This is a genomic window from Methanosarcina soligelidi (genome assembly GCF_000744315.1).
GTDB lineage: Archaea > Halobacteriota > Methanosarcinia > Methanosarcinales > Methanosarcinaceae > Methanosarcina > Methanosarcina mazei.
On sequence record NZ_JQLR01000001.1, the window covers coordinates 1,154,144 to 1,177,604 of the forward strand.

A 23,461-nucleotide genomic window follows, 5' to 3' on the forward strand; every position below is an offset into this window, starting at 1 on the left:
TTTCTTTTATGGAAGGCGCCGCCATCCAGGGGTTACAGGAGTGAAAAAAATTGAAAGATTTTCTATCCGGGTTCCGGAATAGATAAAGTATTAATTTTAAACATGGTCTTCAGGTGTCCAATTAATAATTCCGGATAAAAGATGCCCGGATTTCCTGAAAAAAGAAAAAAGTTTTTAAAGCTTAACTGCCGCTGATGAGAAGCTTTTCATTTTACTGCTCAGCAGCCTCTCTTGTAATGGAATACTCAAAGTTTTCCGTGTCTCCTGCAAGGATTAAAATCGTCCAGCCTCATGCAGCTCCCGGGACATTATGGGCCTCTACAAAGACGGTGCAGATCTCTACAAAACCTGTAATTCTGTTCTGATAGCTTCCCTAATTATAAGTTTCCTTACCGTCTTCAATTCTTATGGAATATAGGGAAAGTGTGGTTGCGGGTATGTGCCATCTATTATATTTACTGAACTGCCCGGGTTCTACAGGATAATTAACGTACATGTACAGTGTACTCAGGATATCTCAGAGATGGAATGTAATGTAGATGGGATGTTGTGTAGATGGAATGTAATGTAGATGGAATGTAATGTAAACAGAAAAAATATTAAATCTGAAGATGAAATCTGTTTATGTAATTACGAACCATATATAACAAAGATAATACTGAGACTGCTTCATTCTATAGATATTCCAGATTCAAGTGATGCCACAGATCGGAATCGATTATCACCTGTTTATTTTACATATCAGGGATGTGATTTCTTGCTCAAAAACAAAGAGGACATATTCAGAAGATTTTCAAATTCCGGCTACAGGTCCAGGAAAAGTTCGAAGACAGGAAAAGATTCGTTACGTGAATCTTTCATAGGGTCCTGCCCTGTAATTGACGCTGATTTTGTCGAAGTTAGCGAAGATTCCGTTTCTGAAGGAATCAGTCCTGACGAAGTAGATTCCGAACTGCTGGATAATCTCAGAGAATATCTCAGAACCAGATCAAAAGAGGAAATAACCGAAATCTTTGAGGAAATTCGAAAAACTCTTGAAGAAAGACGTTCTGATGGTGAATTTTCTGGAAACCACTGGAAAAACAGTTCCGGTTACGAAAAAGTGAGAATGAAGGAAATTCCGGGCAGGGCTTTCAGGACATTTTCTAAAACCGCCTGCTGCGGAAGAGATCAGATTCTAAAATTCTCAAAGGTCGTCTCTTCAAAAGCCTCCATAATAGCTTCCGAAGGCAAAGAGTCTGTCAAAGTCTCCTCAAAAATACTCAATGAAAAGTGGAGCAATTTAAGCCCCAGGGATCGTAAACTCATCGCCGATACTATAATTTCAGTTATCGAGCTTGGCCTGCTGAAGAACTCTTCGAGAGGCAAACAGGCAGCATTTGTTATCCTCTCAAGTATTTGCAATCACAAAAGCCCGGGCAAAAAAGACCTGGAAGAATTCATAAAAGAGGTTAGCAGGCGCCTTAAGCGCAGGAATTAACTGTCTGTTCTGCCTCTTTCCCCTCTATGTTTTTATAGGAAGAAGCGTAAAATCCCTGAGTCTTTAGCTCAGGGGATATAAGCGTCAACCTAAACTGTTAACCGTTATTGATTCTGTCAATTGTTAAATATTTTCAAAACCTTTTTTAATATTAGATTTTGCTGTCACCACAACCTCACAGTTCATAAGAATGTTGCCGATTCTCAAAGCGAAAACCAAGCGAGGTAACGTTTGAACATCGGGGAGTTGGATAACAGGGCAAGAATCATCCTGAAGGGATCGGGATTAAGCCGTGGAAAGACGGTAGCTATATGCATCTCAAGTATATCACGCTCATATCTATTTCACCTGCGGAACGCGGGGTAGAGCCTGCACGACTTGTCAACATTGGTTGGAAGGATGACTCAGGAAGCCACTAAGTCTTTAGCTTAGTGGTAGTTCACATTAAGCCCTGAGATCATAAAATCTGCAATCTGCGGGTGCGGGAACTCTATTTTCTCAATTTTTCCTTCCAGTTAAGGCATCCTTTTATCTGCATGTCAGAACATTCTTGCAGGTCTGCTGACCGCTTTTATAAGCCTTGAAGGGCTTTGTTCTACCTGCCAGTTCCCGGAGTCGTTTATGATATAAGTCTGATCTGATACCTGGTCCAGACCGCCTGCATCGTAATTCCCTATTATCAGGGAAAAAATGCGTGCTTTTTTTTCTATTTTTATTTCATTCCACTCCCGGATAAGAGGCCTCTCTGACAGTTCCGAACTCCCGTCCGTAAGAAAAAGAAGGTCTGCCCCCTGAAATGCTTTCTCTTTTTTTATTGTCTTTAGCCCCTGCCGGAGTGCGGTATTGAAGTCCGTCCCCCCGCCAAACGTATACTTGAGAAATTCAAGAAACTCTTTCCCCATACGTTTTTTGTCCGTAAGTTCGATCTCAACTGTCTGCCATTTTGATGAGAACAGAATTACTTTGACATCCCTGCTTTCTCTTAACATCTTTCTTGCAATTGCCAGGACCACGGCTTTTGCAAGAAGTTCAGGGGCTCCTCTCATGGAAGCGGAAGTATCCACAAGGGCTACAACAGGTCCCTTCCTTTTTTTTCCTGCAAAATCCGAGTTCCAGTTTTCTCCTCTTAACTGGTATGTGAGGAGTTTTTCTTCAATCATGTCAGCATAGAACTTGCGCTTCAGCACGGGGTTTTTGAGCTTTACGGTTTCTATCGGAAGCAGGGTCTGGATATCACCTGACAGGTTGATGGAATGAACCTCAGTTTTGCTGTGGGGCGACAATCTTAGTTTTTTTGACCCATACTCAAGCTCGATTCTGCCCACCTGTTCAAGGATCTTATGCAGGTCAGAGCTTTTTCTGAAAAGAGATGCATATTTCTCGAGATTTTCGAAATATTCCCTGTGAAGGGCCTGTAAGGAATAGTCCCATGCCCTCCCGGGAAAAAGCATGGACAGGATCTCAAGCATTTCGAGGTGGTCTTCAAGGAGGGGCATAAGCTCCTCAAGTTTTACAGTTATTTTTTCCTCCACGACTGTGTCTACAGCCTCGCCAGCTTTTTCACTGAACATGAATTCTCTGGTCATTAAGGCAAGCCTTTCCGATGCTTCCGGTTCTTCAGGTTCTTCTTCTTTATATGTCTCTGCCTGGTTTTCGGATGTGTTAAGAAAACTTTCCTGGATATTCTGTTTGTTCTCTTCTTCACTTTTCTCTTCCCGGGATTCTTTCAAATTCTTTTCCCACTCATAATTCCCCGGGCTCTCTACCTTTTCCAGCCTGTTTCTTTCCCACAGGGCCTGAGTTTCATTAATCAGCTCTTTCAGGGTTTTCAGAGCTTTTTCCAGCCCTTTCTGGGGTTTTCTCAAAAGATCTTTTTCTAATTTTTCATAATCTCCAAGGAGAGTAAAAATTTCTTCAAGCAGGGTTCTCAGGATAAAAATCCCTGCCATACGGTTTTCTCCTGCGAGGATTTTTATTTCTTCCCATACCTGCTGATTCCTCATGCCAAGAAATAGTGGATAAAAAACTCCGAATTTCCCCATAAAGAGTTTTTCGTCCTTTATCTCGTAGTCTTTTCCGGAAAGAAGCTCGTGAATGAGGACCTCTGCAATCTCTTCCCTGAGCCTGTAGGGCACTTTTCGGGGAGTTGCCAGAAATTCCCTCAGCTCTGTGTTCAGTATAGTACCGGGATTAAAGTCTCTGTCAAAAACCGCCTTATCTGATCCGGAAGGATTTTCAAAGTGTTTTCTGAAGCTTTTCAGGCCCTGCATATTCTTTGTTTCCTTTTTCAGGAGTTTTCCATTCAGGCAACTTTTATTTCTTCGATTTCCACGTCGAATATCTTCGGTTTTTCCAGAAGGGCCCTGATTTCGTTCAGATGACCCGCTATCTCATAAATATCCGTATTTTTGGAATGGTATTTTACAAGAATTTCTTTGCTGTCCTGTCCGGAAATCCAGATATTTTCCCTGAGGGTCTCTTCTAGAGCTTTTTCTTCTTCCTGCACATGTTTCCTGAAGTAATTCAACCTTTCCTCAAGGTGTTCATACTCTTTTTCGTAAAGTTTTTTGTCCCCATAGTCCAGGCTCAGCTTGAATTCAAACCCGTATCTGCGGCGGAACTGCTCTGCTACGGCTTCGAAGGTAAGCGAACCGTTAGTATTGCCATAATCAAGACCCAGACTATAGGTATGGGACGGAAACTCAGTATGGTGTTTTAAGAGATCGAGAGCATTATTGAATGTAAGTTTTTTTGGGGCTGTCATCCCCGCAAACCTGGAACTCTTCAGGCCACCTGCAGGCTTTTTCTCTTCTTCAAAGCATTTATTGCAGGATACCAGATCAGGAAGTTCCTGCTGCAGGCAACTATAAACGGAATTTCTAAGGTCAAGAACATTCTGTTTTAACTTTCCTGTGTCAGTCCCTCCAGAAATAACCCTGTTCAGGATGAGTTTCCTGATGGTCTCTTTCTGTTCCGGAAGGTCCCAGAGCATATGCTGCAGCAGGACAACAGTCATCCGGTCTACGCTTGTATGCCCGTTTACAGCCGAAGCAACCCTGAGCACGTTTATAATTTTCTTCCAGCGCCTGTCAGAGACGAAGATATTCGAGTTTTTAAGCTCCCTTCTCAACCCTCTAATAATTGTCCGGACTTCAGGGTCTACAGGCATTTCCTTTGCTTTCTTCTGGATTTCCTTTATGTTTTCAACTGAGAGTTTTGTTGAGGGGAGGAAATCTTCTGCGTTTTCGAAAATGAGGGCCTCAAGGTTCTCTTCGTGCTGGATATAGTCTACACTATACCTGAAAAGGAACCTGTCGTAAAGTGCTTCAAGGCTTTCATCTTCTTCCGGCAGTTCATTCGAAGCCCCAAAGACTGAAAAGAGAGGCACATCCATGACTTCCTTGCCGTTATGATATTTTCTCTCATTCAAAACTGTTAAAAGGCTGTTCAGTATGGAGCTGTTAGCTTTGAAAATTTCATCAAGAAGGGCTATGTGTGCAGTTGGCAGGTAACCTTCCACCCTCCGGCTGAATTCATCCCTCTCAAGCGCTTTTAAGGAAAGAGGGCCAAAAACCTCTTCAGGAGTGGAAAAACGGGTAAGAAGATAATGAAAAAAATTTCCTCCCTCTATGGTTTCGCAAATTTTGCTTGCAAGCAGAGTTTTTGCCGTGCCTGGGGGTCCAAGCAAAAGTATATGTTCTCCCGAGAGTAGTGCCAGAAGAGAACCGTTGATTTCGGCATCTCTTTCTTTAAAATAAGCAGAAAATTCCTGCTTTATGTTCAGGATAGTATTTTTTAAATCCAGAATTTTCATAAATTCCAAAATCCTTATTTTTTATTTTACCGCGTCTCATTCGTACTTCCGCAACTAATCTGTAAGCTCTCAGATGGTGCTGATAAATATGAGCAGCTGTATCCGGTTCCAGTATTGCCAAAAATGATGTAACCATTTTTATGGGTCTTGCCTTAATTAATTTTTCCAAAAAAAAAATTTGCCTTTCAGGCCTTTAAATTTTCCATTTTCCGGTTATGCCCTTTCTCATTGATATACATTCTCCTGTACTTTTTTTATATTCGTTCTGATGCTGTTTCAGACATCTCAGGGTTTCAGACATTCCTCGGATTTTGGGCAAATTTTTATTAAATGCAGGCATCACGTTTTCTTATGATGTGTTTCAACATCAGGCTTTCTGTTCTTTTTTCTGCTCTCCGAAGATGTTATGCATAAAGAAATCAATCTACTGAGAAAGTAAACAGCTGAGTAAGTAAACAGCTGAGTAAGTAAACAGCTGAGAAAAATGAACAGCTGAGAAAAATGAACAGCTGAGAAAGTAAACAGCTGAGTAAGTAAACAGCTGAGAAAAGTGAACAGATTATGCAAAATAGGTCACTATTCAACTTAATAGTTCATTTGATCCCCATATTTTGCCGTTATTAAAACCAGCTTTCAAGCAGTCAATATAAATTAATCTCATCATAATTCCTGAAATTAATATTCTGGAAGGGATTCACATGGATAAGATGGAAAGAGAAAAGTACAGCCGGCAGATTCTTCTTTTTGGAGAGGAAGGGCAGGAGAAATTAAAAGCTGCAAAGGTATTTGTTGCCGGTGCCGGGGGGCTTGGGTCTCCTGTATCTACTTACCTTGCAATTGCAGGGATAGGAAAAATAATCCTTGCGGATTTTGACACTGTAGACTCTACCAACCTGAACAGGCAGTTCCTGCATTATGAAAAAGACGTTGGGAGAGCAAAGGTTGAATCTGCAAAGGAGAAGCTTCTTTTAATGAACCCTTTAATTGAAGTTGAGATAATTAAAGAGATGCTTACCGAGTCAAATATTGATTATCTTGTCCCTGAATGCGATATTATAATTGATGCTCTGGATAATATGGAAACAAGGCATATTCTTAACAGGTTTTCGATTAAACGGAGAATTCCTTTAATTCACGGGGCAGTTACGGGTTATGACGGGCAGGTCACAACAATTATTCCAGGAAAAACACCCTGTTTTTACTGTATTTTTCCACGAATCCCGAAAAAAGAAGTTTTCCCGATTCTCGGAGCCACTCCGGGTATTATAGGTTCAATTCAGGTAAGTGAAGCAGTCAAGTTTCTGACAGGAAAAGGAAAACTTCTGGAGGGCAGGCTTTTATTCTGGAACGGGCTTTCAGGTAGTTTCAGTGAAATTTCACTCGCAAAACTGAACAACTGCCCGATTTGCGGAAGTAATGGTGAAAAAGTTTGATCAGGCTGCTTCCTTTCGGCATGATACGATTGCTTTGTTCCACTCCTATTTTTTCATTTTATATTTCCTGTTGATCAATTTTTATATATCCTCAGTGATAATATCTTATAGGGTACGTTGGAGGGAAGATGGCATGAAAAAAAAAACCCGACCACTTGAACAAAACGAAAATATCTCCCAGGACAATTCAGGTTACTTTTTTCAGGGCTTTTATGACCTTAATCTGTCTTCGCCCTGCTCCTCTTTCACTTCGGTGCAGTATATTCCTTGCCTTGATCTCAGCATCTGCCGGGAAACCGGAGTGAAATCAATTATCAAAGCACACAGCAAGGACATGTACCACCTGCTTGAAAATGTTCATTTTGATGGTGAATACTGCAGGGTGAAGTGTGCAAAAGATGGAGAATGGGAGTTCTGCTGGGACCTGGCAATCAGGGTCCAGTTTTTCGGGAAAATGCAGGGGGTTGCCTTTTACCCTAAACGTTCGTTCTCAGGGAAGGAAAAGAAGATAGTTTACAGGTCTTTTATTCTGGTTAACCCGTATCAGCTCTGGGATGAATCCCTTGTAAAAAGGTTCTGGAATATTCAGGAGAGAATAGAGTTTCTTGTAGCCAGGATTCTTTTTCACGAATGCATTCATGTTATGATTTCACTTGGAAAGACCCTTCCCTCTTCGTCCGGGAATACGGATATTTTTCTTGAATTCAGGGAAATGCTGGATATCGCAGAGTCCAAAAAACTTGTTACTGAAACCAATGAAGTTAAATTCCGTCTCTGGAATCTGGCGCTCTTTGGGGCTTCAGGTTCTGAAAGTGAACAAGCATTATTTGAAAGAGTTCAGGAGCTCTACGAGTTCCTTATTAATGAAAAATACAGCAACCAGAAAACAGGACAGGTTTTTAACTCTCCCTTACGCAATTCAAAATTAGCCCGGAAATATGCCTGGATAGCAGCTGTCAAAGCCGGAGGAGACCAGCAGATCAGTAAAAGAGTGTGGCAGGTTGAAGTCCGCAGGCTCAGCATAGCGTTGAGGGCGTTATATGATGAAATTGACTCTCTGCTGAGAGTAAAATAAATTTTTTGTTGATGCCAGAAAACAGTGCGTTTTTTTAATGACTTCGGAAGATCCTGAAAATTTATATTGCTCACATCCAGAAGAAATCCTCCGAAAGTGAGCTTTGAACAAGATATATAAAAAGAAAGTACGAAGCCTCGTGCGTGATTCGAACACGCGACCTAGTGATTACAAGTCACTCGCTCTACCGGGCTGAGCCAACGAGGCGCAATGAAGCTGATTGCAGACTTATCTAAATACAATACTCACAGATAAACTTTATGGCAGAATCTTTTCCTTCTAAGTTTCAAAAATTTTAAATTCTGAAGTCTCTTAATCCTTTTTCTGGTATCCCTCCGTTCTGGCAGTGCACAAGCCTTATGGCACTCTTTCTCTATATCTCGCTTAAGATGTGGCAGGAAATGGCAAAATACGGGCGCAAGCTGGTTGAACACGGGCTTGTGGAATCAAATTTTGGAAATATCAGCGTCAGGGCAGGGGACAGAATGGTCATTACCCGGAGCGGGACCGCACTTGACGAGATCACCGGTGATAATATTGTTGAGGTTGGCATCCGGGATACCTCGTCCCTGGACATGATTGCGTCTTCCGAAGCCGTGGTGCACAGGGAGATCTACAGGAGGACTTCTGTCCTTGCAATAATTCATGCACACTGCCCTTATTCGGTGGTGGAATCTCTGCTTGCCGGTCCTGGTAATGTGATTGTCCCCGTAGACAGCGAGGGCCAGTATTTCCTTGGAGATATTCCGGTTGTGGGAGGAGGAATCGGAAGCTCAGAGCTTGCGAAAAACCTTGCAGATTCGCTTTCCGGGCACAGGGGAGCTGTAGTATTCAGCCACGGTACCTTTGCCACAGGGAGAACGTTAGGTGAAGCTTATATTGTGACCACGCAGCTTGAGCACTCCTGCAGAGTGAAATACCTGTACGACCTTGCAGTACAAAAGTGAAATAGAAGTAAAAATGAGATAATTAATTATTATCCTGGAGTAAACTCATACTCAAAGAATAAAGCCTTAAGTATAAATATCAAAAGACAGGTAATCAAAGAAATAATATAAATAATAGGTTTTGTTCGGTATAAGAAGCAGGATATGCTGCCATATTCTTTCAGGCCTGTCTTTAATAACAAAAATAAAAAGAAAGATTCCAGAGTACCATGACATTTAATGCCCTGAGACCTGTTGCTACAAGAGTTATTGACCCTCTTGCAGATTTCTTTATAAAATACGAGGTCTCACCTGATACGGTTTCCATAGTTTCCCTTATCTGTGCCTTCTTTGCCGGACTCAGTTTTTACTTTTCTCCTGGATATAAGGAGCTTATCCTGCTCGCAGGCATCCTGGTAATATTCAATTCCCTTTTCGATGCCCTTGACGGGGTAATCGCACGCAAATCCAATAGAGCAACACCGAGAGGCGATTTTCTGGACCACGTAATTGACCGCTACTCGGATATTTTTATCATCTGCAGCATTTTTTTCGCAGGCTATGTATCCTGGCAGATAGGAGTCACGGCAATTGTGGGCGTGCTTCTTACCAGCTACCTCGGGACTCAGGCCCAGGCGCTCAACCTCGGAAGATATTACGGCGGAATTATGGGCAGGGCTGATCGTCTTGTAGTAATAATTATTGCCGCTTTTGCCAACTCTGTTTACTCTGCTTCAATAGCAGGTTTTTCTATCCTGGGCTGGGCTGTCATCCTGATTGCTGTGACCAGCCATATTACTGCAGTTCAGAGAATTCTCTATATATGGAACAGGCTGGACTGATGTCCTTCAGTATTTCTTGACCTGAATCCGGAACCGTTCCGGATATTCAGCCGGAAAGAGCTCTTTTAGATCTTTTGACGTCTTAAAACAGGTTTATAAAGCGGATAGGTTAATGTAAGACAAAACCCAATACTGGACTATGCCGTCTCAAGGAAAGAAGTATGAGTACCTGGAACATACCGCTGATATCAAGTTCCTGGCCTATGGGGAGACCGTGGAAGAGGTATTTGAAAACGCAGCTCTAGCCATGTTTAATGTTATAATCGATACCGAAAAAGTTTCCGGAGAGACGGAAATAGAAGTTCTTCTTACATCACCTGATCTAGAGTCTCTGCTTGTTGACTGGCTTTCCGAGCTTTTATACCTCTTTGAGGTCGATGAGGTTGTATTCTGGAAGTTCCAGGTAGAAGAAATCAGGGAAAAAGAAGGAGAATACTCGATAAAAGCTCTGGCATCAGGTGAGAAATATTATCCTGAAAGCCATCCCTTTGAAACTGAAATTAAAGCTGTCACATATAACCAGCTGGTACTTGAGAAAACTGCTGGAGGATGGAAAGCTCAGGTTGTTGTTGACATTTAAGGATATGAATATTTGACTTAAATATCTCATGGATATTTGAGATTTAATTTTCTGAGGAATTTATACATCGCTTTTATGTACTGGTTGTGCAGACTGTAGTGCTTAATCTTTTTACAGTCTCAAACAGTATTTTATTGTATTTTTTTATAGTTTACAGGACATCAGGGAAACATAAAGTAAAATAATTTTAGAATTATATTGATATCAGTATTTTAACTCAAAATTATATTTGCAATGGAGCAGGGAGTATAAATTATGGTTGAGAGCGAAAATAAAGATATAGAAGAATCGGGTGCTGAAGTTGATAGGAGGGATGTCAGAAGCCTGGTCCGGAAACTTTCCGATAATAACTGGGAAATTCCGAAAGGACACATTCCTAATATGAGAGTTCCAGGACGCCTTTTTGTATCTGAAAAATTGCTTGAAGGCATTGAACCAGGTACAATTGACCAGATCGCAAACGTGGCAACACTTCCGGGAATCCAGAAATATTCCATGGCAATGCCTGATGCCCACCTGGGATATGGATTTGCTATAGGGGGCGTTGCAGCCTTTGACGTCGAAGAAGGAGTTATCAGCCCGGGAGGAGTGGGTTTTGATATTAACTGCGGTGTACGGCTTATCCGCACAAACCTTCAAAAGGAAGATGTCGTCCCTCATATAAAGAGGCTGACAGATGAGCTGTTTAGTAATGTGCCTTCAGGTGTGGGTTCAAAAAGCCGTTTCAAGGCTTCTGATAAAGAGCTGGACAGCGCATTTCTTGAAGGTGCAAAATGGGCAGTAGATGCCGGTTATGGGGTGGAAGCCGATGTTGAACATTGTGAGGGGAATGGTTTCCTTGAAGGAGCAGATACTTCTCATGTGAGTTCAAAGGCGAGAAACCGTGGAAAACCCCAGTTAGGGACCCTCGGGAGCGGCAACCATTTCCTCGAAGTACAGTATGTAGATGAGATCTATGACCCGGAAGTGGCTTCAGCCTTCGGGCTTGAAGAAGGCCAGGTCACGGTTATGGTTCACTGCGGGTCAAGGGGGGCAGGGCACCAGATATGTACCGACCACCTTAAAGAACTCTCCCAGGCTGTGAAGAGATATGGAATTGAGATTCCGGACAAACAGCTTGCCTGTGCTCCGGCTCAGTCAAAAGAGGCACAGAATTATTTCAAAGCCATGCTCTGTGCTGCAAATTATGCATGGGCAAACAGGCAGATGATTACCCACTGGACAAGAGAGTCTTTTGAAAAAATCTTTGGCAGGGATGCCGATGACATGGAAATGAGCCTCCTGTATGATGTTGCCCATAATGTGGCAAAACTGGAAGAACACAGCATTGAAGGCAGGAAAAAAGAGGTTTACGTACACAGAAAAGGGGCAACAAGAGCCTTTCCCGCAGGGCATCCGGAAGTTCCTTCCGCATACAGGGATGTGGGGCAGCCTGTTTTAATCCCCGGAAGCATGGGGACTCCTTCATTCATACTCTGCGGTTCAACGGAATCTATGGACGTTTCTTTCGGTAGTGCCTGCCACGGAGCCGGGAGAGTTATGAGCAGGGCGCATGCAAAGAAGGAATTCCACGGGCAGAGCATAAAAGAGGACCTTGAAGCTCATGGAATCACTGTAAGGGCAACTCATCCCTCCGTGATTGCCGAAGAAGCTCCCGGTGTGTATAAGTCCAGCAGTGAAGTGGTAAATGTCGTGCATGAACTTGGTATTGCCCGCAAGGTAGCAAGAGTTATCCCGCTCGGGGTTGCAAAAGGTTAAATGCGTGAAAATAGCCTTATTTTTTATTTTTCTTATTTTTTAACTGGATAATTTTTAGAAATCCTGTGGACAGTATTATTCCCCCGAAATAAAATCTGGCTCCGTAAACTCTTCCATTCCATATATTCCGGAGCTGTTCTCATGTTCATGTTCCTCATAGAACCTGAATACGATCATACTCGAATATGAAGAGGTTACAAAAGGTGTGCCGTTTTCTCTGAATATATTCGAAAAATATTCCACAAGGCTGTGGATAACTTTTTCATTTTTAAAATCATGGAAAATAGTTACTGATTCTTTCTCTGGCTCAAGGCAGAGTTCTATATTCTTTACCAGCTGGGTTGCCAGGTACATCTTCTTGAAGTATACCAGCAAATCTGGAAGAGACATCTCATTTACTGACTGTTTGCACAGGCGTTCCAGAATTTTTGTCGGGTTAGGGACTTCTCCAGCCGCAAAGGTTTCGAACTGATTTCTGTGCAGGGTCACAAGATTGTATCTCTCAACATTGTATGTGTGCATTAACTGCGTCCAGAATTCTGTATTATCGTCAAGTTCTTTGCATATTATGTCAAGATAACCAAAGTGCTTTCGAATTCCAGGCATTGTTTCATTGAGGGAAACGGAAAGGTTCTTTTTGAAAGAAATCTGGGTCGAATTCGCCCGCCTGAAAATATGATCAACATCAAGCTGTTTCCATCTTGCCAGAAAATGGGCTATAAGCTGGGCGAAAAATTCCCTGCTGTTTATGGTAGCATTGGAGAGAAGTATAAGGGCAGATTCAGGGTTCTGTATGTCTTCGCACTTAATTGAAGTTCTTATTGTCCACTGGTTATTTTTGAAGATCCGGTTCAGGTAATCCTCAAGATCTTTCATATTGCTGATCTCAAAAGGATTGATAAGCTCATTAACCAGTTCTTCATCCGTGAGCCTTCCTTTCGTGTACCTGAAAAGCCACTCAAGAATTGTTTTATTTATGATTATATTTTCCCCGCTTTTAATTGTATCACTCAACTCTTCTTTTGCAGGGTTTTCTCTCAAAAATCTGATTGCTTCGTCAATGCTTCTATGATTTGTAAGTGCAGTATCCGCGATTTCAATCGTGTCCCTTACTGCAGCGCTAAGATTTCCATCGTTTGCATCCAGAAAAGGCTGTAATTTTTTAAGGTATTTATCATCCAGGGATATATTTTTCCTGATCAGCATATTTTCACCCAGGATTTTCTGATTTTGTGACTTTCTATGCTACGATCCATGATATGTACCCCTGATATTGATAACATTTTCACTTTTTCAAGTTACTGATTTAGAAAGTTGTTTTCTTAAATTTAATACAGGCTTACTATTCAAAAATATTCATTATTAGTTTATATATTGGTAAGTGCTACCGAATATTAAATCTTTCTGTTTAGTACCATTTTTTGAGAATTTTTGTCAATTTATATTATTCTCCGGAGAGAAGATTAATTCGCAGTTTCATATAATATTCCCTGTTTTAAAATCTTATTGATTTTCTCTTATCAGTGATTTTTCTTGCTTGATCTATCTCCTGTATCTGATTAAACTCCTCTGCTACCTGCTTCACCGGGTAGGTGGCAACTTCACCAGAACAGATAATATCGGTTCACAATTCTCTATTTATATATGTAAGACAGTGTACAACATGTACTCAAATAAATTACAAGAGTTAATGGGGCTCAAATACCCTGAATCTCAGATTAGTGACTGGCTCTCAATTTGTCCTGTCTTTGTTGTCCTTTAGCGGAAGACGTGATTAATCCCGGACAAACAGTGAGCCTGAATGGATTTGTATAACTCCTGATCGAGTGGGGGTTCTGTATAAATACTCGCTCAGGTTTTTGCATATCTTTATCTGATTCAGGGTAGAGGTTTCCCCATTGAGCGAGTTGGGAGTGGATTCATCAGTACCTGGCAGGCTCATTAATACTTCCTCGTCAGCCAGGTACTTTCCTTCGCTAAATCTACAAAACATTTTAAATCTATAAAATATATTTTTAAGTGGACTAACCGTTATTAACTTTTTTCTGTCGTTTTCAAGTTTTGCTCATGTATTTTTTAATTCTTAAAGGTAGTTTGAAGGAAAAACTAATGGAAGTCTCCAAAGGTTAAGATAATGATATTTCTCAAAGGTTAAGATAATGATATTTCTCAAAGGTTAAGGTAATGATATTTTTCAAAGGTTAAGGTAATGATATTTCTCAAAGGTTAAAGTGATGATATGGCTGATTTAGAATCCGGTTAAAAGCGGTTTAAAGTAAGATTCTGAACTTAAGGCGCAAAAAAAGAAAAAACAAAGAGAAATTTCTCTTTGCTTCCGGACTCTGTAGTCCTTGTAATCTGTTTTGAACTTATGTCAGTTTGGTAACAGGGTGGTTTTCCAGATCTGCGATCTCGACGCCAAGTTCCTTTGCAGTTTCACCGAGCATAATGTCGACCATTGCAACAGCCGGGAAAATCTGGTTGACGTTCTCGATCGGACCGTAAAGCAGGTAGTCAGAACCTGCAATCTGGGCTACCAGGTTGGTACCAATGTCTGTAGGCATGTAGATTGCCTTGGGGTCAGGCTGAGTTTTCTTGAATTTGCGGAGCCAGTCCCATGCAGAAGCCATGTTGTGGTATCCACCGCCGATTGGCAGCCCGAATTTTCCTTTGAGTGTGGGTACCGAGCGGATTGTTGCGCCTGAGCCTGCACCGAGAGGCATGGCTGCAACGTCGATAATGGGATACTTTATTCCGCATTCCTTGGCGACCTGGAGCATACCTTTGGTCTGTCCGGAACCTCCGACTTCAAGGATATCTATTTTTCCTTTTACGGTCGGGTCAGTTGCATTGAATGCAAGAACGATTGCAGCTGACACATCACTTTCTGTGAGGACATCGATTTCAGACTGTTCAATACTTGCGTTGATCGAGTTGTGGATTGCCCTGTCTGCAACACCTATTTCGGTACAGTACTGAGCTGCGGCTGCACGCACGTTTCCGGCTGAGGAGTCTATCAGGAAAGGCGTTCTATCATCTATCCCAATGAACCACTCAATATAGCGTTTGATCGATTCAGGGGTTTCTCCTACAATCTGATTTACATAGGGGAGCCCTGTGGCATCGCTCAGTGATACCTGGGTGTTCCATAGGGTTTCTGCAGCTGCCCTGTCGAAGATACCCTTGTCCTCATCAGTTACAATCTTGTGCCTTGCATAGAACATGGTACTGACTAACACGGTTGGGTTTTCACCCGGCTGTCCACCGAACTTAACTCCACCGAGTTCGAAAACTTCCTGTTTCTTGTCAAACTTGAACATTTTGATCCCTCATTTACATGAACATTGATGATATCTGGACATAGATCAGGAAGAGCAGCAGGCCGATTACTCCGCCGTACAGAATTCCGATATCTCTTCCTACCTTCTTTCCTATTCTCTGTGCAACTTCACTGTTGACGAACTCTACCTTTTCATCAATCTGATCGAGCCTTTTCATTACTTCATTAAACTCGCCTGGCTCTACAAACGCTGCTGGTGCTTTTCCATCCATATTATTCACCTCTCATGCTTATAGGCCGACAGCTAATGGGAGTACGATGACCATCAGCAGTGAAAAGAGAAAACCTGCTGCAAAGCCGATTATTCCGGTTGCTGCGACCCCGGAGTCAAGCTTCTGGTTTCTTGCAATCAACTGTGCTCTATATCGAATGTTCTCAACAGTCGCATCAATTGCACCCATCTGAGGGGCGAGCACCATTGGGACGCCTTTTTCGTATTCTTCTGCCATCTTCATTACCTCCCTAGCAGTAATAACCCAAGCAGGGATATGGTTATTGTCAACCCAATCATGGCGCCTTCGACTTTTCCTGCGTGAACTCCTGAGTGGAACTTGTTCAAGTTTCCTATATCCATCATGCGGGCTTCAATTGCTTTCAACCTGCTGCGGAGAACAGCGATTTCCCCGGAAACCGGCCTTACAACGCCGCCTTCCTCTTCTTCTTCACCTTCTTCGCTTATTTCCACAACCAGTGGGTCCGCATCAAAGGCACCAGGGTCTTTTGAGGCCAGTTCTCTCACCTTGGAGGTGATAGCCCCCATATCTTCAGTATCGAGCAGATTGACGACCTGAACCTGTTCCTGGAAACGGGCAACTGCAGCTGCATTCAGGTTTTCTACATACGGAATTGCACCCAATGCTCCTGCAATCCTGTTTTCTTTTACACCGTTTGCGTGGAGGCTCATCATGGACTGTCCGGTAATGTGCCCCTTAACTTCAGAGCCGGTTACAAGCAGGTATCTGATGTTCGGGTTTGAGATGATATGGGCGACGACCTTTTCAATACCAAGGTTTTCTGTCTTACATGACCCGGTACAGGCTGCACCTGCATCAAGAATCGGCTTCCCTGGAAGGTGTGAGCCGCATGTAATTACCAGTATGCAGTTCTTTACATCGCCTACTTCGTATTCTCCTTTCAGGATAGGCCATCCTGGGGCTGGTTCTCTTTTATCTGCCATTTTACACCACCCCTCCCATCAGTCTTGTTATATATATGATGAGGGCCAGCAGACCGCTGAAAGCAAGACCTACAACAATTCCATAGAAGGAGTTAGAGTAAATTCCTGCTATGTAGGAGGTGTTCTCACGTCCTGGCCACGAATTAAGCAATGGTTTGCTGGGTGAAAGGGAATTCACCAGATCGTCTGCTATCGCATCCAGTTTTTCCATCCTTTCAAAAACGGGCTCCATGGAGTACTGAATCGAGTCTTTCCTTTCCTGAGTTACGGTTCCCGACTCTGTGTCCATGACTAAATTTATCTCGGGAGCTATGCGAACAATGCTCATTGCAATTCCTCCGCACTCGGCAGCAGACCGGTTCCAACCACTGCATATGCATCTCTCTTAATAAGTGCATAATACTTGCTGAAAGCAACATACCAGATGACAAGTCCTACGAGTATGTTTATGCCAGCAGTCATTAGTCCTTCATGGAGTGATGATGCAAAGCCTGTAATTATCAATGCAATAGCCGCCTTTTCAACAGCAAGTACAAGAGTTCGGTCCTGCGACTCATCTGGGCCCAGGCAAGCGTTGAAGGGGTGGAGGATTCCAATACCGCCTATTATAAAGATCAGTGCAATGTATCCGTTTGCAATCACATTTTCTATGATTGCAGCATAATCAAAGGATCCTGCAATGACAACACTCAGACCGAGGATTACAAGGGTGCCTGCGCATGAAATCTCTATCATTGCCTGTTCCATTATTGGAATACCCATTCCGATTACTTTGTTTGCAAGAGCGCCAATAACGCCACCAATAATTGCTGCTACAACGACGGCTAATATGGGTCCTGCAATGCCTCCCAGGGCAAGTCCGAAGAGAGCTGCAAGAATACCCATACCTAGAGCCAGCATACCTATTGATGGGACACCGGTACCAAGTCCATAGCTTGCAACGCGCCTGACAGCGTCAGCACCCCAGACTGTTGCACAGATTGCTCCAATTCCTCCGAAGAAGGAATATGCGGGAGGCATGAAGTGACCAAGGTAAACTCCGACAAGACCGCCGACTATACCCAGGGCCATTATTGTCTGTTGAGGGTATGCACTTTTAGCTTCTCCTCCTGCTCCACCTGCAGACATTTTAGATACCTCCTAGCTGTGCTATTGCAATTACTGCCACGATAGCACACAGTATTGATGCCACGAGGGAGGAAATAACCGCTTTCGGCCATTTCTTGAATTTCGGGTCGTGGAACCCTTCAATTGTACCTCCTATGTTATAGGACGGAATTACGGCGTTTACCAGGAAAATGCCTATTGCAAATATTGCTGCAACTGCTACAAGCGAGTTTCCTGTTACTGCAGAGGTAACTCCAACGCGCTCAAGTCCTACACTTACACCCACTTCAATAAGTGAATAGTAAATAAGAGATCCGCCAATTCCCCCAAGAGCAGCACCGATAACTCCGCTCACAAAGCTGACAGTCGGAATTCCGTGCCCTTCAGTACCCTGGGATACGTAAAGGTCCTGTCTGTATTTTGTTATTGGGTCAACCTTTACTTTTGCGGAAGAAGGCACACAGCCTACACCGTAAACATAGACCCAGGTACCTACGATCATGGTCACAGCGATCATGATCATTGCTCCTACTGCGCCTGAGGCAACAATAAGTGGGAAATTGTCTGTCACGTTCATCATAAATCCGGCACTCACAAGCCCTGTCAGACCTGCGCCTGTTGCCAGCTGCACTGTACCGGTACCGACACCTGTTGCCTGAGCCATAGCTGCAGGTGCTCCACCTACGGGCACGAAGTGAACACCCCAGGAAATCAGAACGCCGCCGATAATAATGAAGACCATCCAGAGGATATTTCCTAAGATAGCGTCAATCATACGGAAGCCTCCTCAGCCTTGTCTTCTTTGTAAGGTCCATATGCTTTGCGGGCCTGGACTTCGATTTTCCAGTTCCAGATAATTAAAATAAGGACGATAATAACACCTGCAATTACAGAAAGCCATCCCATGGACAGACCTTGTGAAGGATCAAAAATAGTGGTTATCCAGCTTCCAAGGAATACGGTCATACCAAAAGCAATTCCTGTGGTAGGTCCGCCGAACTTTGAGCAGAACCAGGAGTTGTCGAACCCATTCCTGAGGCCGGATTCGGCATATCTTACAATGTTACCTGAGTTTGAAGCGTTCAGCCCGGAACCAAATTCAAACTGCTGGAATTCGCGCTCTGCACCGTAGTGGACGTCGCCTGTTGATGATCCTATTGCACCTATTGTAATACCCCAGATGAAAGCCAGCATAGTTAGCGGGAAGGGGTGTCCGAGTACAACTGTCATCAGGTACGATATCACCAGAACACAGAAGGTCGTTATGAACGCATATCCCATAATTGCCGGGGTATGACTTCTTATCATGTCCAGATAAATCGGCTGCTTGAATCGACTCTGACTGGCACATCTACCCATTGTGGCAGTTACCGCAAAGGTTCCATGCACGCATGCTGCAATAACGGAACCAAATACCAGTGCAAAAAGTGGGGATACTGTAAATTCACTTATTAATACTGTTGCAATGGCTGCACCGATCGAACACATTAATGCGTTGGATGGTGGTTCTCCAGATATCGCTTTGTTATATATTCTGTGGGGAAACATCATTTGGGGAGCTAACTGCACCTGAGAGTTAGGGTTGCTCTGCGAACCTATGTCAGATTCCAGGTCCTCTGAAGCACCTGCAATGGTCGCAGCCACTCCAATAAGTGCAAGCACTCCCATGCCTATGAGTGGTTCCATTCATTTTCCTCCTTTATGTTATTACATGTAATAAACTGGATTCCAAAAAACGCTGTACATTTTTTTAAAAGCGTCTGCCATATCATTACAAAGAAATATGATTATGACGCACGTTAATTTTTGGATTAGAGAGGATCATTCATAAACCTTTCGAAATAGGAACGCTTTTAAAATATTATTATAGGTTTATATTTTATACAATCAATTTTATATGATGTACCGAGCCGGGTAAATCAAACAAAATTATATTTATATAAAAAAGAATAAATTTTACTTCTTTCAATATCATATAAAGATTCCGATTATTACTAATGAATTTTTTTATTTATTTTTTAAAATATATTAACTATTTTTATAATAATTCGTTATACTGATGTGGTTTTTATATTTCTAAATTTTATATAATCTAATGCTCATTAAGTTCTTTTATTTTCTCAGGGATAAAAAGGATATTTTTACGATTATAGATATTTTTAATTATTTTTTATTGTTCTTTTCGTCAGTAAAAATATATTCTCCATGTACTTACTATATATTTATATTTAATCTATTTATAAATTCTTTTAAAAAGAAAAGCCGGTAACAATTACTTATATATAAATATGTTGGCTATTTTTTCCGCTTCTTTATATACTGAACGCCTTCTGACACGGGTTAAGTTCAGACCTCCTCTTTTTTCCTCTGACATTCAAATGTTTTTCCTGAGTTTCTTCATTTATTCATTCAGTTTGTTATTTTGTGGCTGTAAACCGGGCATCGCAAAAGAACTTTATATCTGGTTTTCTTGCTTAGTACGTGATTTTCGGAGCTTCGTCTTTTGCCGGCTCCCTTCAGGAGCTGAAGGAAAATGTGGGGTCGATAGAACTTTACGTCCCCAAACTCGGAATTTACAGCGGTACTGTACTTGAAAATAGAAAACTTGAATGTATTCTTGATGAAATGTCAGTATACGGCTTTCCGGGGACTGTCCATGCTCCTTATTCAGCGGCAGCTCCTGGATATCCCACAGCCCTGCAGGTAGATACTGCAAACATGGGAAAAAGAGAGTTTACTCTTCTTGAAGAGTCCATGGAAATTGCAAACAGGATAGGTTCCAGGATAGTTGTCATCCACCCTGGCAAAATAGGGCTCGATAAGGAAAAGTCCTTTGATTCAATGGTCAAAAATCTGGAATCTCTTTCCTCTCTTGCTGAAAACTATGGAGTTATACTCGGGCTTGAAAATAAAGAAGGAACAGACCCTTCAAACTTTTGTTGCGAAGCAGAAGAACTCGCTGGGACCATTGAACTTGTAAACTCAGACCACCTGAAGGCTACCCTGGATATCGGGCACGCAAACCTTACCTGCGGCGGCGACCCCGGAAAACTAAGGGCTTTTGTTCAGACTCTACAGAAACATGTTATTCACATTCATCTGCACGATAATAGAGGGCAATGGACAGAAAAGTATGACGGGGACGAACATATGGCACCGGGAAAAGGATGTGTTGACTTCTCTGTCCTCAAACTGCTCTCAGGTTACAGAGGGGTCTACAATCTGGAAGTCTTCTCTCTGGAAGATGTAAGGCTTGGAAAAGAAGTCATTGAAAAAGCTCTGTATTCCTGAAATATTAAGTTCCAAAAAAAGAAATTAAGGCAGGGTTCTGTAAGGAACCCCTGTCTTAAGTATTCAAATTTAAGTCAGTAAAAATCCAGTTTAACTCCTTTCTGGTCAAGCACTTTCTTCAGCTCTTCATAGGCTGTAAAAAGCTCTTTTCTCTGCCTTCTCACGGTTTCTATTTTTGGTTCGGCTTTGAGCCAGATGTCCTGTTCTCCGCTTCCTCTGGTAACAGCCACGCAGGCGAGCATGTCTCCGTGGGTCAACCTGTATACGGAGTCAAGCCCCGTAGGAGTAACCCATGCAGGAGAACTGCTTTTCAGCTTTTCTACAAGCTCGTGCCAGCTGAGGGTTCCTGAAGTCCTGAGGTTAAGCTGAAGGTGAGTACGTTCCCCTGCAACTTTCTCATTAACGTTTTTGAGGAATGCGCTGTACGATGGATCTGCTTCGTTGATCTCACCTGTCTCATAGCGGGCAAGCTCTTCTGCTTCTTCTTCGAAAAAGGGTGCAAGGTTAACCCTGCTTGAGGGTTTTGTCATCAGGGAAACCCCAAAGAATGCAATTGCACTCAGGCTCATTCCTACAATAACACCGTGGCTCATCAGAACGGGATGGATGGTCTCAAGGTAACTTGGAGCCAGGGGAGGGGTTTTTACAAGGTCCAGAACTACAAGGGCTACCTGGACAATAAATCCGATTACCATCCCTGCAAAAGCTCCTTCTTTTGTCGCTCTTTTCCAGTAGAGCCCTCCCATAAGAGGAAAGAAGTAAGAAGCGCTTGCAATAAAGGTAGCAATATGAATTGCATCTATAATGTTGGGGATAATAAATGAGCCAGCTGTTGCTGCAAGTACGATAATTAGCACACTCACCCTGTTTACAATGAGCATCTCCTTCATTGTAGCATCGGGCTTTATGTACCTTTGATAAATGTCCCTTGAAATGCATGAAGCTCCAGATGTTGCAAAGGTGTCAGCGCAGGACATGGAAGCTGCTGCAAGCCCTATTGCACTTATAGCTACGATCAGGGGAGCAGAAGCAAAACGCTCACTGACAAAAGCAAGAAGTGCAGGCTCTGCCTGTGCCATGCCTGCAGGGAAGCCCATTTGTGGGATTTCCGGGTATATGGAACTGAGAGCTATTGCTATTACAGCACATGCCGAGAAAACTATGGTGATCATAAGAGACCCTATGATCATCCCTGTACGGGCGGATTTTGCATCTCTTGCAGCCCATACCTTCTGCCAGGGGTCCTGTTCTGTAATCCATCCCGGAATAATGGCAAGGCAGAAGATCAGAACCATGGGGAGGCCGATTGACAAGGGGTTCCACCATACATCGGGAAGGCTCCCGAAGAGTTCAGAGCTGCTTATTGCAGGAGTATTAAGACCTCCATCTGCCACGGTCCCTACTGCAGCAAAAGCCATTGCTATTGTAAAAAGAGAGAGGAACGAGAACTGGATGACATCTGTCCAGACTACTGCCGAAAGGCCGCCGAGGGTTACGTAAAGGGATACTGCAATTGCAACAATAGCCGCAGCATAGAGCGGATCAAGCCCGTAAAATACCTGAAGCACGAGGGAGAGCCCTGTAACATCTGCTACTGCAAAAAGAATCATCACTACGGTAATGATCAGAGCAACAGGCCACCGGACTGAGCTCCCATAACGCTGTTCCAGAAGTTCAGGCTGTGTAATTGCAGGCAGGTTTTTGATCTTGCCCACAAGTACAGCGATGACAAGGAGGGCGACAATATTTGGAGCTACAAAAGCCCATATGGAGCCCATTCCCTGCAGTATGAAATACCCGATAACCGCAAGAATTCCTCCAGCTGTAAGCCATGATGCTGCAGCTGAAAATCCAAGTGCTCCGGGACCTACTTTTCGTCCTGCAAGCCAGAAGTCGGTAATAGATTTCTGTTTTTTATTGAAGTACCAGCCAACAGTCACAAGTCCGATTATATAGACTGCAAGCAAAGCCAAAAAGATATTATAACCATCCATAAGGACACCTTTAAAAGAATCATAATGTGTATGAGTAGTATCTGATTATAGAAATTTTTCCGAAATTAATACAATTATTCAGGAGTACTTAGTTTTTATATATTCTCATATTATTAAATTTGGATGAGTAAATTTTACTTTAATTCTACTATTTATTTATTCCGAGATGCTTTACGCACTTTATTTTGCAAATAATTCAAGTTAACTTGCATTAATTCGCTGTAATTTCCGAATTTTCGGTCCTGGCTCATTAACAGATTTATTGATTTTTTAAATTTCATTTTTTATTGCTGATTTTTTTATTGCTGATTTTTTTATTGCTGATTTTTTAAATTTCATTTTTTATTGCTGATTTTTTTATTGCTGATTTATTCCCTATAATATCGATTTCTTGCATGGAAGTACCATTACAATTTCAAGCTCCCTCCTTTTACCTTTTATTTTCCTTTTCACAGGAAAAAGCAAAAATTTTACTCAAAAAGTTTATATCTGTTATATCAAAGACCACATGTCTATATAAACTCAAATCTGTTTGATGGAAAGAAGCAACGAACCTGCCTCCAGAAAAGTATGATCTTGCTTTTGTTTACCAGAATTCGGTATATATTTTGTGTATAGAAACAGGAGAAACAGTAGTTGATGGT

At 42.4% G+C, this 23,461-nt stretch carries 23 protein-coding genes and 1 tRNA gene; 9 read left to right on the forward strand and 15 right to left on the reverse strand.

Translation table 11 applies throughout. The features are described 5' to 3' along the window. Positions 1–194 precede the first annotated feature (194 nt). Both M886_RS18580 and M886_RS05070 read left to right on the forward strand, forming a co-directional pair. Complete coding sequence (locus tag M886_RS18580; protein ID WP_155397890.1) at positions 195–365, forward strand: hypothetical protein; 171 nt, start codon at positions 195–197, stop codon at positions 363–365. A 392-nt stretch (positions 366–757) separates the two neighbouring features. Next, entirely contained in the window at positions 758–1,480 is a 723-nt protein-coding gene (locus M886_RS05070; RefSeq protein WP_048050785.1) for a hypothetical protein, read from the forward strand. Positions 1,481–2,019: 539 nt separating this feature from the next. Here the strand turns inward: M886_RS05070 and M886_RS05075 are convergent. Genes M886_RS05075 through M886_RS18585 form a run of 3 tightly spaced genes read right to left on the reverse strand, consistent with a single transcriptional unit; the run spans position 2,020 to position 5,463 of the window. Next, positions 2,020–3,750, reverse strand: a complete 1,731-nt coding sequence (locus M886_RS05075; RefSeq protein ID WP_048050786.1) for a vWA domain-containing protein — start codon at positions 3,748–3,750, stop codon at positions 2,020–2,022. A gap of 32 nt (positions 3,751–3,782) precedes the next feature. Beyond that, positions 3,783–5,294, reverse strand: coding sequence for an AAA family ATPase (locus M886_RS05080; RefSeq protein WP_048050787.1), 1,512 nt, complete (start codon positions 5,292–5,294; stop codon positions 3,783–3,785). Beyond that, a complete protein-coding gene (locus tag M886_RS18585) occupies positions 5,230–5,463 on the reverse strand; it encodes a hypothetical protein (protein WP_160173157.1) in 234 nt (77 codons plus the stop codon). The genes M886_RS05080 and M886_RS18585 overlap by 65 nt, the downstream gene beginning before the upstream one ends. A 529-nt stretch (positions 5,464–5,992) precedes the next feature. On the opposite strand from M886_RS18585, the gene M886_RS05085 reads away from it, so the two are divergent. Together M886_RS05085 and M886_RS05090 are read left to right on the forward strand one after the other, a co-directional pair. Beyond that, entirely contained in the window at positions 5,993–6,727 is a 735-nt protein-coding gene (locus tag M886_RS05085; protein ID WP_048050788.1) for a HesA/MoeB/ThiF family protein, read from the forward strand. Between the two features lie 133 nt (positions 6,728–6,860). Beyond that, the gene (locus M886_RS05090; protein WP_048050789.1) at positions 6,861–7,802 is read left to right on the forward strand and encodes a hypothetical protein; all 942 of its coding nucleotides are present in this window, start codon (positions 6,861–6,863) and stop codon (positions 7,800–7,802) included. 133 nt (positions 7,803–7,935) lie between these two features. Here M886_RS05090 and M886_RS05095 read toward each other — a convergent pair. After that, positions 7,936–8,009: transfer RNA gene (locus tag M886_RS05095), tRNA-Thr, on the reverse strand. A 152-nt stretch (positions 8,010–8,161) separates the two neighbouring features. On the opposite strand from M886_RS05095, the gene M886_RS05100 reads away from it, so the two are divergent. The 4 genes from M886_RS05100 to M886_RS05115 all read left to right on the forward strand — a co-directional run bounded on the left by M886_RS05100 (position 8,162) and on the right by M886_RS05115 (position 11,908). Next, the gene (locus M886_RS05100; protein WP_015411896.1) at positions 8,162–8,749 is read left to right on the forward strand and encodes an aldolase; all 588 of its coding nucleotides are present in this window, start codon (positions 8,162–8,164) and stop codon (positions 8,747–8,749) included. A gap of 209 nt (positions 8,750–8,958) precedes the next feature. Further along, the gene (locus M886_RS05105; protein WP_015411898.1) at positions 8,959–9,570 is read left to right on the forward strand and encodes a CDP-alcohol phosphatidyltransferase family protein; all 612 of its coding nucleotides are present in this window, start codon (positions 8,959–8,961) and stop codon (positions 9,568–9,570) included. Positions 9,571–9,709: 139 nt separating this feature from the next. Continuing rightward, the gene (locus tag M886_RS05110) at positions 9,710–10,150 is read left to right on the forward strand and encodes an archease (protein ID WP_048050790.1); all 441 of its coding nucleotides are present in this window, start codon (positions 9,710–9,712) and stop codon (positions 10,148–10,150) included. A 255-nt stretch (positions 10,151–10,405) separates the two neighbouring features. Next, positions 10,406–11,908 carry an RtcB family protein gene (locus tag M886_RS05115; RefSeq protein WP_011033484.1) on the forward strand — a complete coding sequence of 501 codons (1,503 nt, stop codon included), beginning with the start codon at positions 10,406–10,408 and terminating at the stop codon, positions 11,906–11,908. 75 nt (positions 11,909–11,983) lie between these two features. On the opposite strand, the gene M886_RS05120 is transcribed toward M886_RS05115, so the two are convergent. From M886_RS05120 to mtrE, 10 genes are all read right to left on the reverse strand, one after another. Continuing rightward, entirely contained in the window at positions 11,984–13,114 is a 1,131-nt protein-coding gene (locus tag M886_RS05120) for a hypothetical protein (RefSeq protein ID WP_048050791.1), read from the reverse strand. Between the two features lie 568 nt (positions 13,115–13,682). Next, complete coding sequence (locus M886_RS18215; protein WP_137726774.1) at positions 13,683–13,901, reverse strand: hypothetical protein; 219 nt, start codon at positions 13,899–13,901, stop codon at positions 13,683–13,685. A 376-nt stretch (positions 13,902–14,277) separates the two neighbouring features. Beyond that, positions 14,278–15,228, reverse strand: coding sequence for a tetrahydromethanopterin S-methyltransferase subunit H (gene mtrH, locus M886_RS05125; protein WP_048041989.1), 951 nt, complete (start codon positions 15,226–15,228; stop codon positions 14,278–14,280). 13 nt (positions 15,229–15,241) lie between these two features. Next, a complete protein-coding gene (gene mtrG / locus M886_RS05130) occupies positions 15,242–15,460 on the reverse strand; it encodes a tetrahydromethanopterin S-methyltransferase subunit MtrG (protein ID WP_011033487.1) in 219 nt (72 codons plus the stop codon). A gap of 18 nt (positions 15,461–15,478) precedes the next feature. Continuing rightward, positions 15,479–15,703, reverse strand: coding sequence for a tetrahydromethanopterin S-methyltransferase subunit F (locus M886_RS05135; protein ID WP_048050792.1), 225 nt, complete (start codon positions 15,701–15,703; stop codon positions 15,479–15,481). After that, complete coding sequence (gene mtrA / locus M886_RS05140; protein WP_048050793.1) at positions 15,703–16,425, reverse strand: tetrahydromethanopterin S-methyltransferase subunit A; 723 nt, start codon at positions 16,423–16,425, stop codon at positions 15,703–15,705. The genes M886_RS05135 and mtrA overlap by 1 nt, the downstream gene beginning before the upstream one ends. Position 16,426: 1 nt before the next feature. Continuing rightward, positions 16,427–16,753 (reverse strand): tetrahydromethanopterin S-methyltransferase subunit B, encoded by a 327-nt coding sequence (locus M886_RS05145; RefSeq protein ID WP_048050794.1) that lies wholly within the window; start codon positions 16,751–16,753, stop codon positions 16,427–16,429. Continuing rightward, a complete protein-coding gene (mtrC, locus tag M886_RS05150) occupies positions 16,750–17,553 on the reverse strand; it encodes a tetrahydromethanopterin S-methyltransferase subunit MtrC (protein ID WP_048050795.1) in 804 nt (267 codons plus the stop codon). The genes M886_RS05145 and mtrC overlap by 4 nt, the downstream gene beginning before the upstream one ends. A 1-nt stretch (position 17,554) precedes the next feature. Further along, positions 17,555–18,307: a tetrahydromethanopterin S-methyltransferase subunit D gene (gene mtrD, locus M886_RS05155; RefSeq protein WP_048050796.1), complete on the reverse strand. Its 753-nt coding sequence runs from the start codon at positions 18,305–18,307 to the stop codon at positions 17,555–17,557. Beyond that, the gene (gene mtrE, locus M886_RS05160; RefSeq protein WP_048050797.1) at positions 18,304–19,218 is read right to left on the reverse strand and encodes a tetrahydromethanopterin S-methyltransferase subunit E; all 915 of its coding nucleotides are present in this window, start codon (positions 19,216–19,218) and stop codon (positions 18,304–18,306) included. Before mtrE ends, mtrD begins: the two co-directional genes overlap by 4 nt. Before the next feature lie 795 nt (positions 19,219–20,013). Here mtrE and M886_RS05165 point away from each other — a divergent pair. Next, positions 20,014–20,823, forward strand: a complete 810-nt coding sequence (locus tag M886_RS05165; RefSeq protein ID WP_048050798.1) for a sugar phosphate isomerase/epimerase family protein — start codon at positions 20,014–20,016, stop codon at positions 20,821–20,823. Between the two features lie 74 nt (positions 20,824–20,897). Here M886_RS05165 and M886_RS05170 read toward each other — a convergent pair whose 3' ends face one another. After that, a complete protein-coding gene (locus tag M886_RS05170) occupies positions 20,898–22,817 on the reverse strand; it encodes a sodium:solute symporter family protein (RefSeq protein WP_048041192.1) in 1,920 nt (639 codons plus the stop codon). Between the last annotated feature and the right edge of the window lie 644 nt (positions 22,818–23,461).

Excerpts from the sequence above, each read along its gene's own strand:
- M886_RS05145 (WP_048050794.1), bottom strand. The coding sequence starts at position 16,753 with ATGAGCATTGTTCGCATAGCTCCCGAGATAAATTTAGTCATGGACACA.
- M886_RS05090 (WP_048050789.1), top strand. The coding sequence starts at position 6,861 with ATGAAAAAAAAAACCCGACCACTTGAACAAAACGAAAATATCTCCCAG.
- mtrH (WP_048041989.1), bottom strand. The coding sequence starts at position 15,228 with ATGTTCAAGTTTGACAAGAAACAGGAAGTTTTCGAACTCGGTGGAGTT.
- M886_RS05085 (WP_048050788.1), top strand. The coding sequence starts at position 5,993 with ATGGATAAGATGGAAAGAGAAAAGTACAGCCGGCAGATTCTTCTTTTT.
- mtrG (WP_011033487.1), bottom strand. The coding sequence starts at position 15,460 with ATGGATGGAAAAGCACCAGCAGCGTTTGTAGAGCCAGGCGAGTTTAAT.
- M886_RS05110 (WP_048050790.1), top strand. The coding sequence starts at position 9,710 with ATGCCGTCTCAAGGAAAGAAGTATGAGTACCTGGAACATACCGCTGAT.
- mtrC (WP_048050795.1), bottom strand. The coding sequence starts at position 17,553 with ATGTCTGCAGGTGGAGCAGGAGGAGAAGCTAAAAGTGCATACCCTCAA.
- M886_RS05135 (WP_048050792.1), bottom strand. The coding sequence starts at position 15,703 with ATGAAGATGGCAGAAGAATACGAAAAAGGCGTCCCAATGGTGCTCGCC.
- M886_RS05080 (WP_048050787.1), bottom strand. The coding sequence starts at position 5,294 with ATGAAAATTCTGGATTTAAAAAATACTATCCTGAACATAAAGCAGGAA.
- M886_RS05105 (WP_015411898.1), top strand. The coding sequence starts at position 8,959 with ATGACATTTAATGCCCTGAGACCTGTTGCTACAAGAGTTATTGACCCT.
- mtrE (WP_048050797.1), bottom strand. The coding sequence starts at position 19,218 with ATGGAACCACTCATAGGCATGGGAGTGCTTGCACTTATTGGAGTGGCT.
- mtrA (WP_048050793.1), bottom strand. The coding sequence starts at position 16,425 with ATGGCAGATAAAAGAGAACCAGCCCCAGGATGGCCTATCCTGAAAGGA.
- M886_RS18580 (WP_155397890.1), top strand. The coding sequence starts at position 195 with ATGAGAAGCTTTTCATTTTACTGCTCAGCAGCCTCTCTTGTAATGGAA.
- mtrD (WP_048050796.1), bottom strand. The coding sequence starts at position 18,307 with ATGATTGACGCTATCTTAGGAAATATCCTCTGGATGGTCTTCATTATT.
- M886_RS18215 (WP_137726774.1), bottom strand. The coding sequence starts at position 13,901 with ATGTTTTGTAGATTTAGCGAAGGAAAGTACCTGGCTGACGAGGAAGTA.
- M886_RS05120 (WP_048050791.1), bottom strand. The coding sequence starts at position 13,114 with ATGCTGATCAGGAAAAATATATCCCTGGATGATAAATACCTTAAAAAA.
- M886_RS05170 (WP_048041192.1), bottom strand. The coding sequence starts at position 22,817 with ATGGATGGTTATAATATCTTTTTGGCTTTGCTTGCAGTCTATATAATC.
- M886_RS05115 (WP_011033484.1), top strand. The coding sequence starts at position 10,406 with ATGGTTGAGAGCGAAAATAAAGATATAGAAGAATCGGGTGCTGAAGTT.
- M886_RS05100 (WP_015411896.1), top strand. The coding sequence starts at position 8,162 with ATGGCACTCTTTCTCTATATCTCGCTTAAGATGTGGCAGGAAATGGCA.
- M886_RS05075 (WP_048050786.1), bottom strand. The coding sequence starts at position 3,750 with ATGCAGGGCCTGAAAAGCTTCAGAAAACACTTTGAAAATCCTTCCGGA.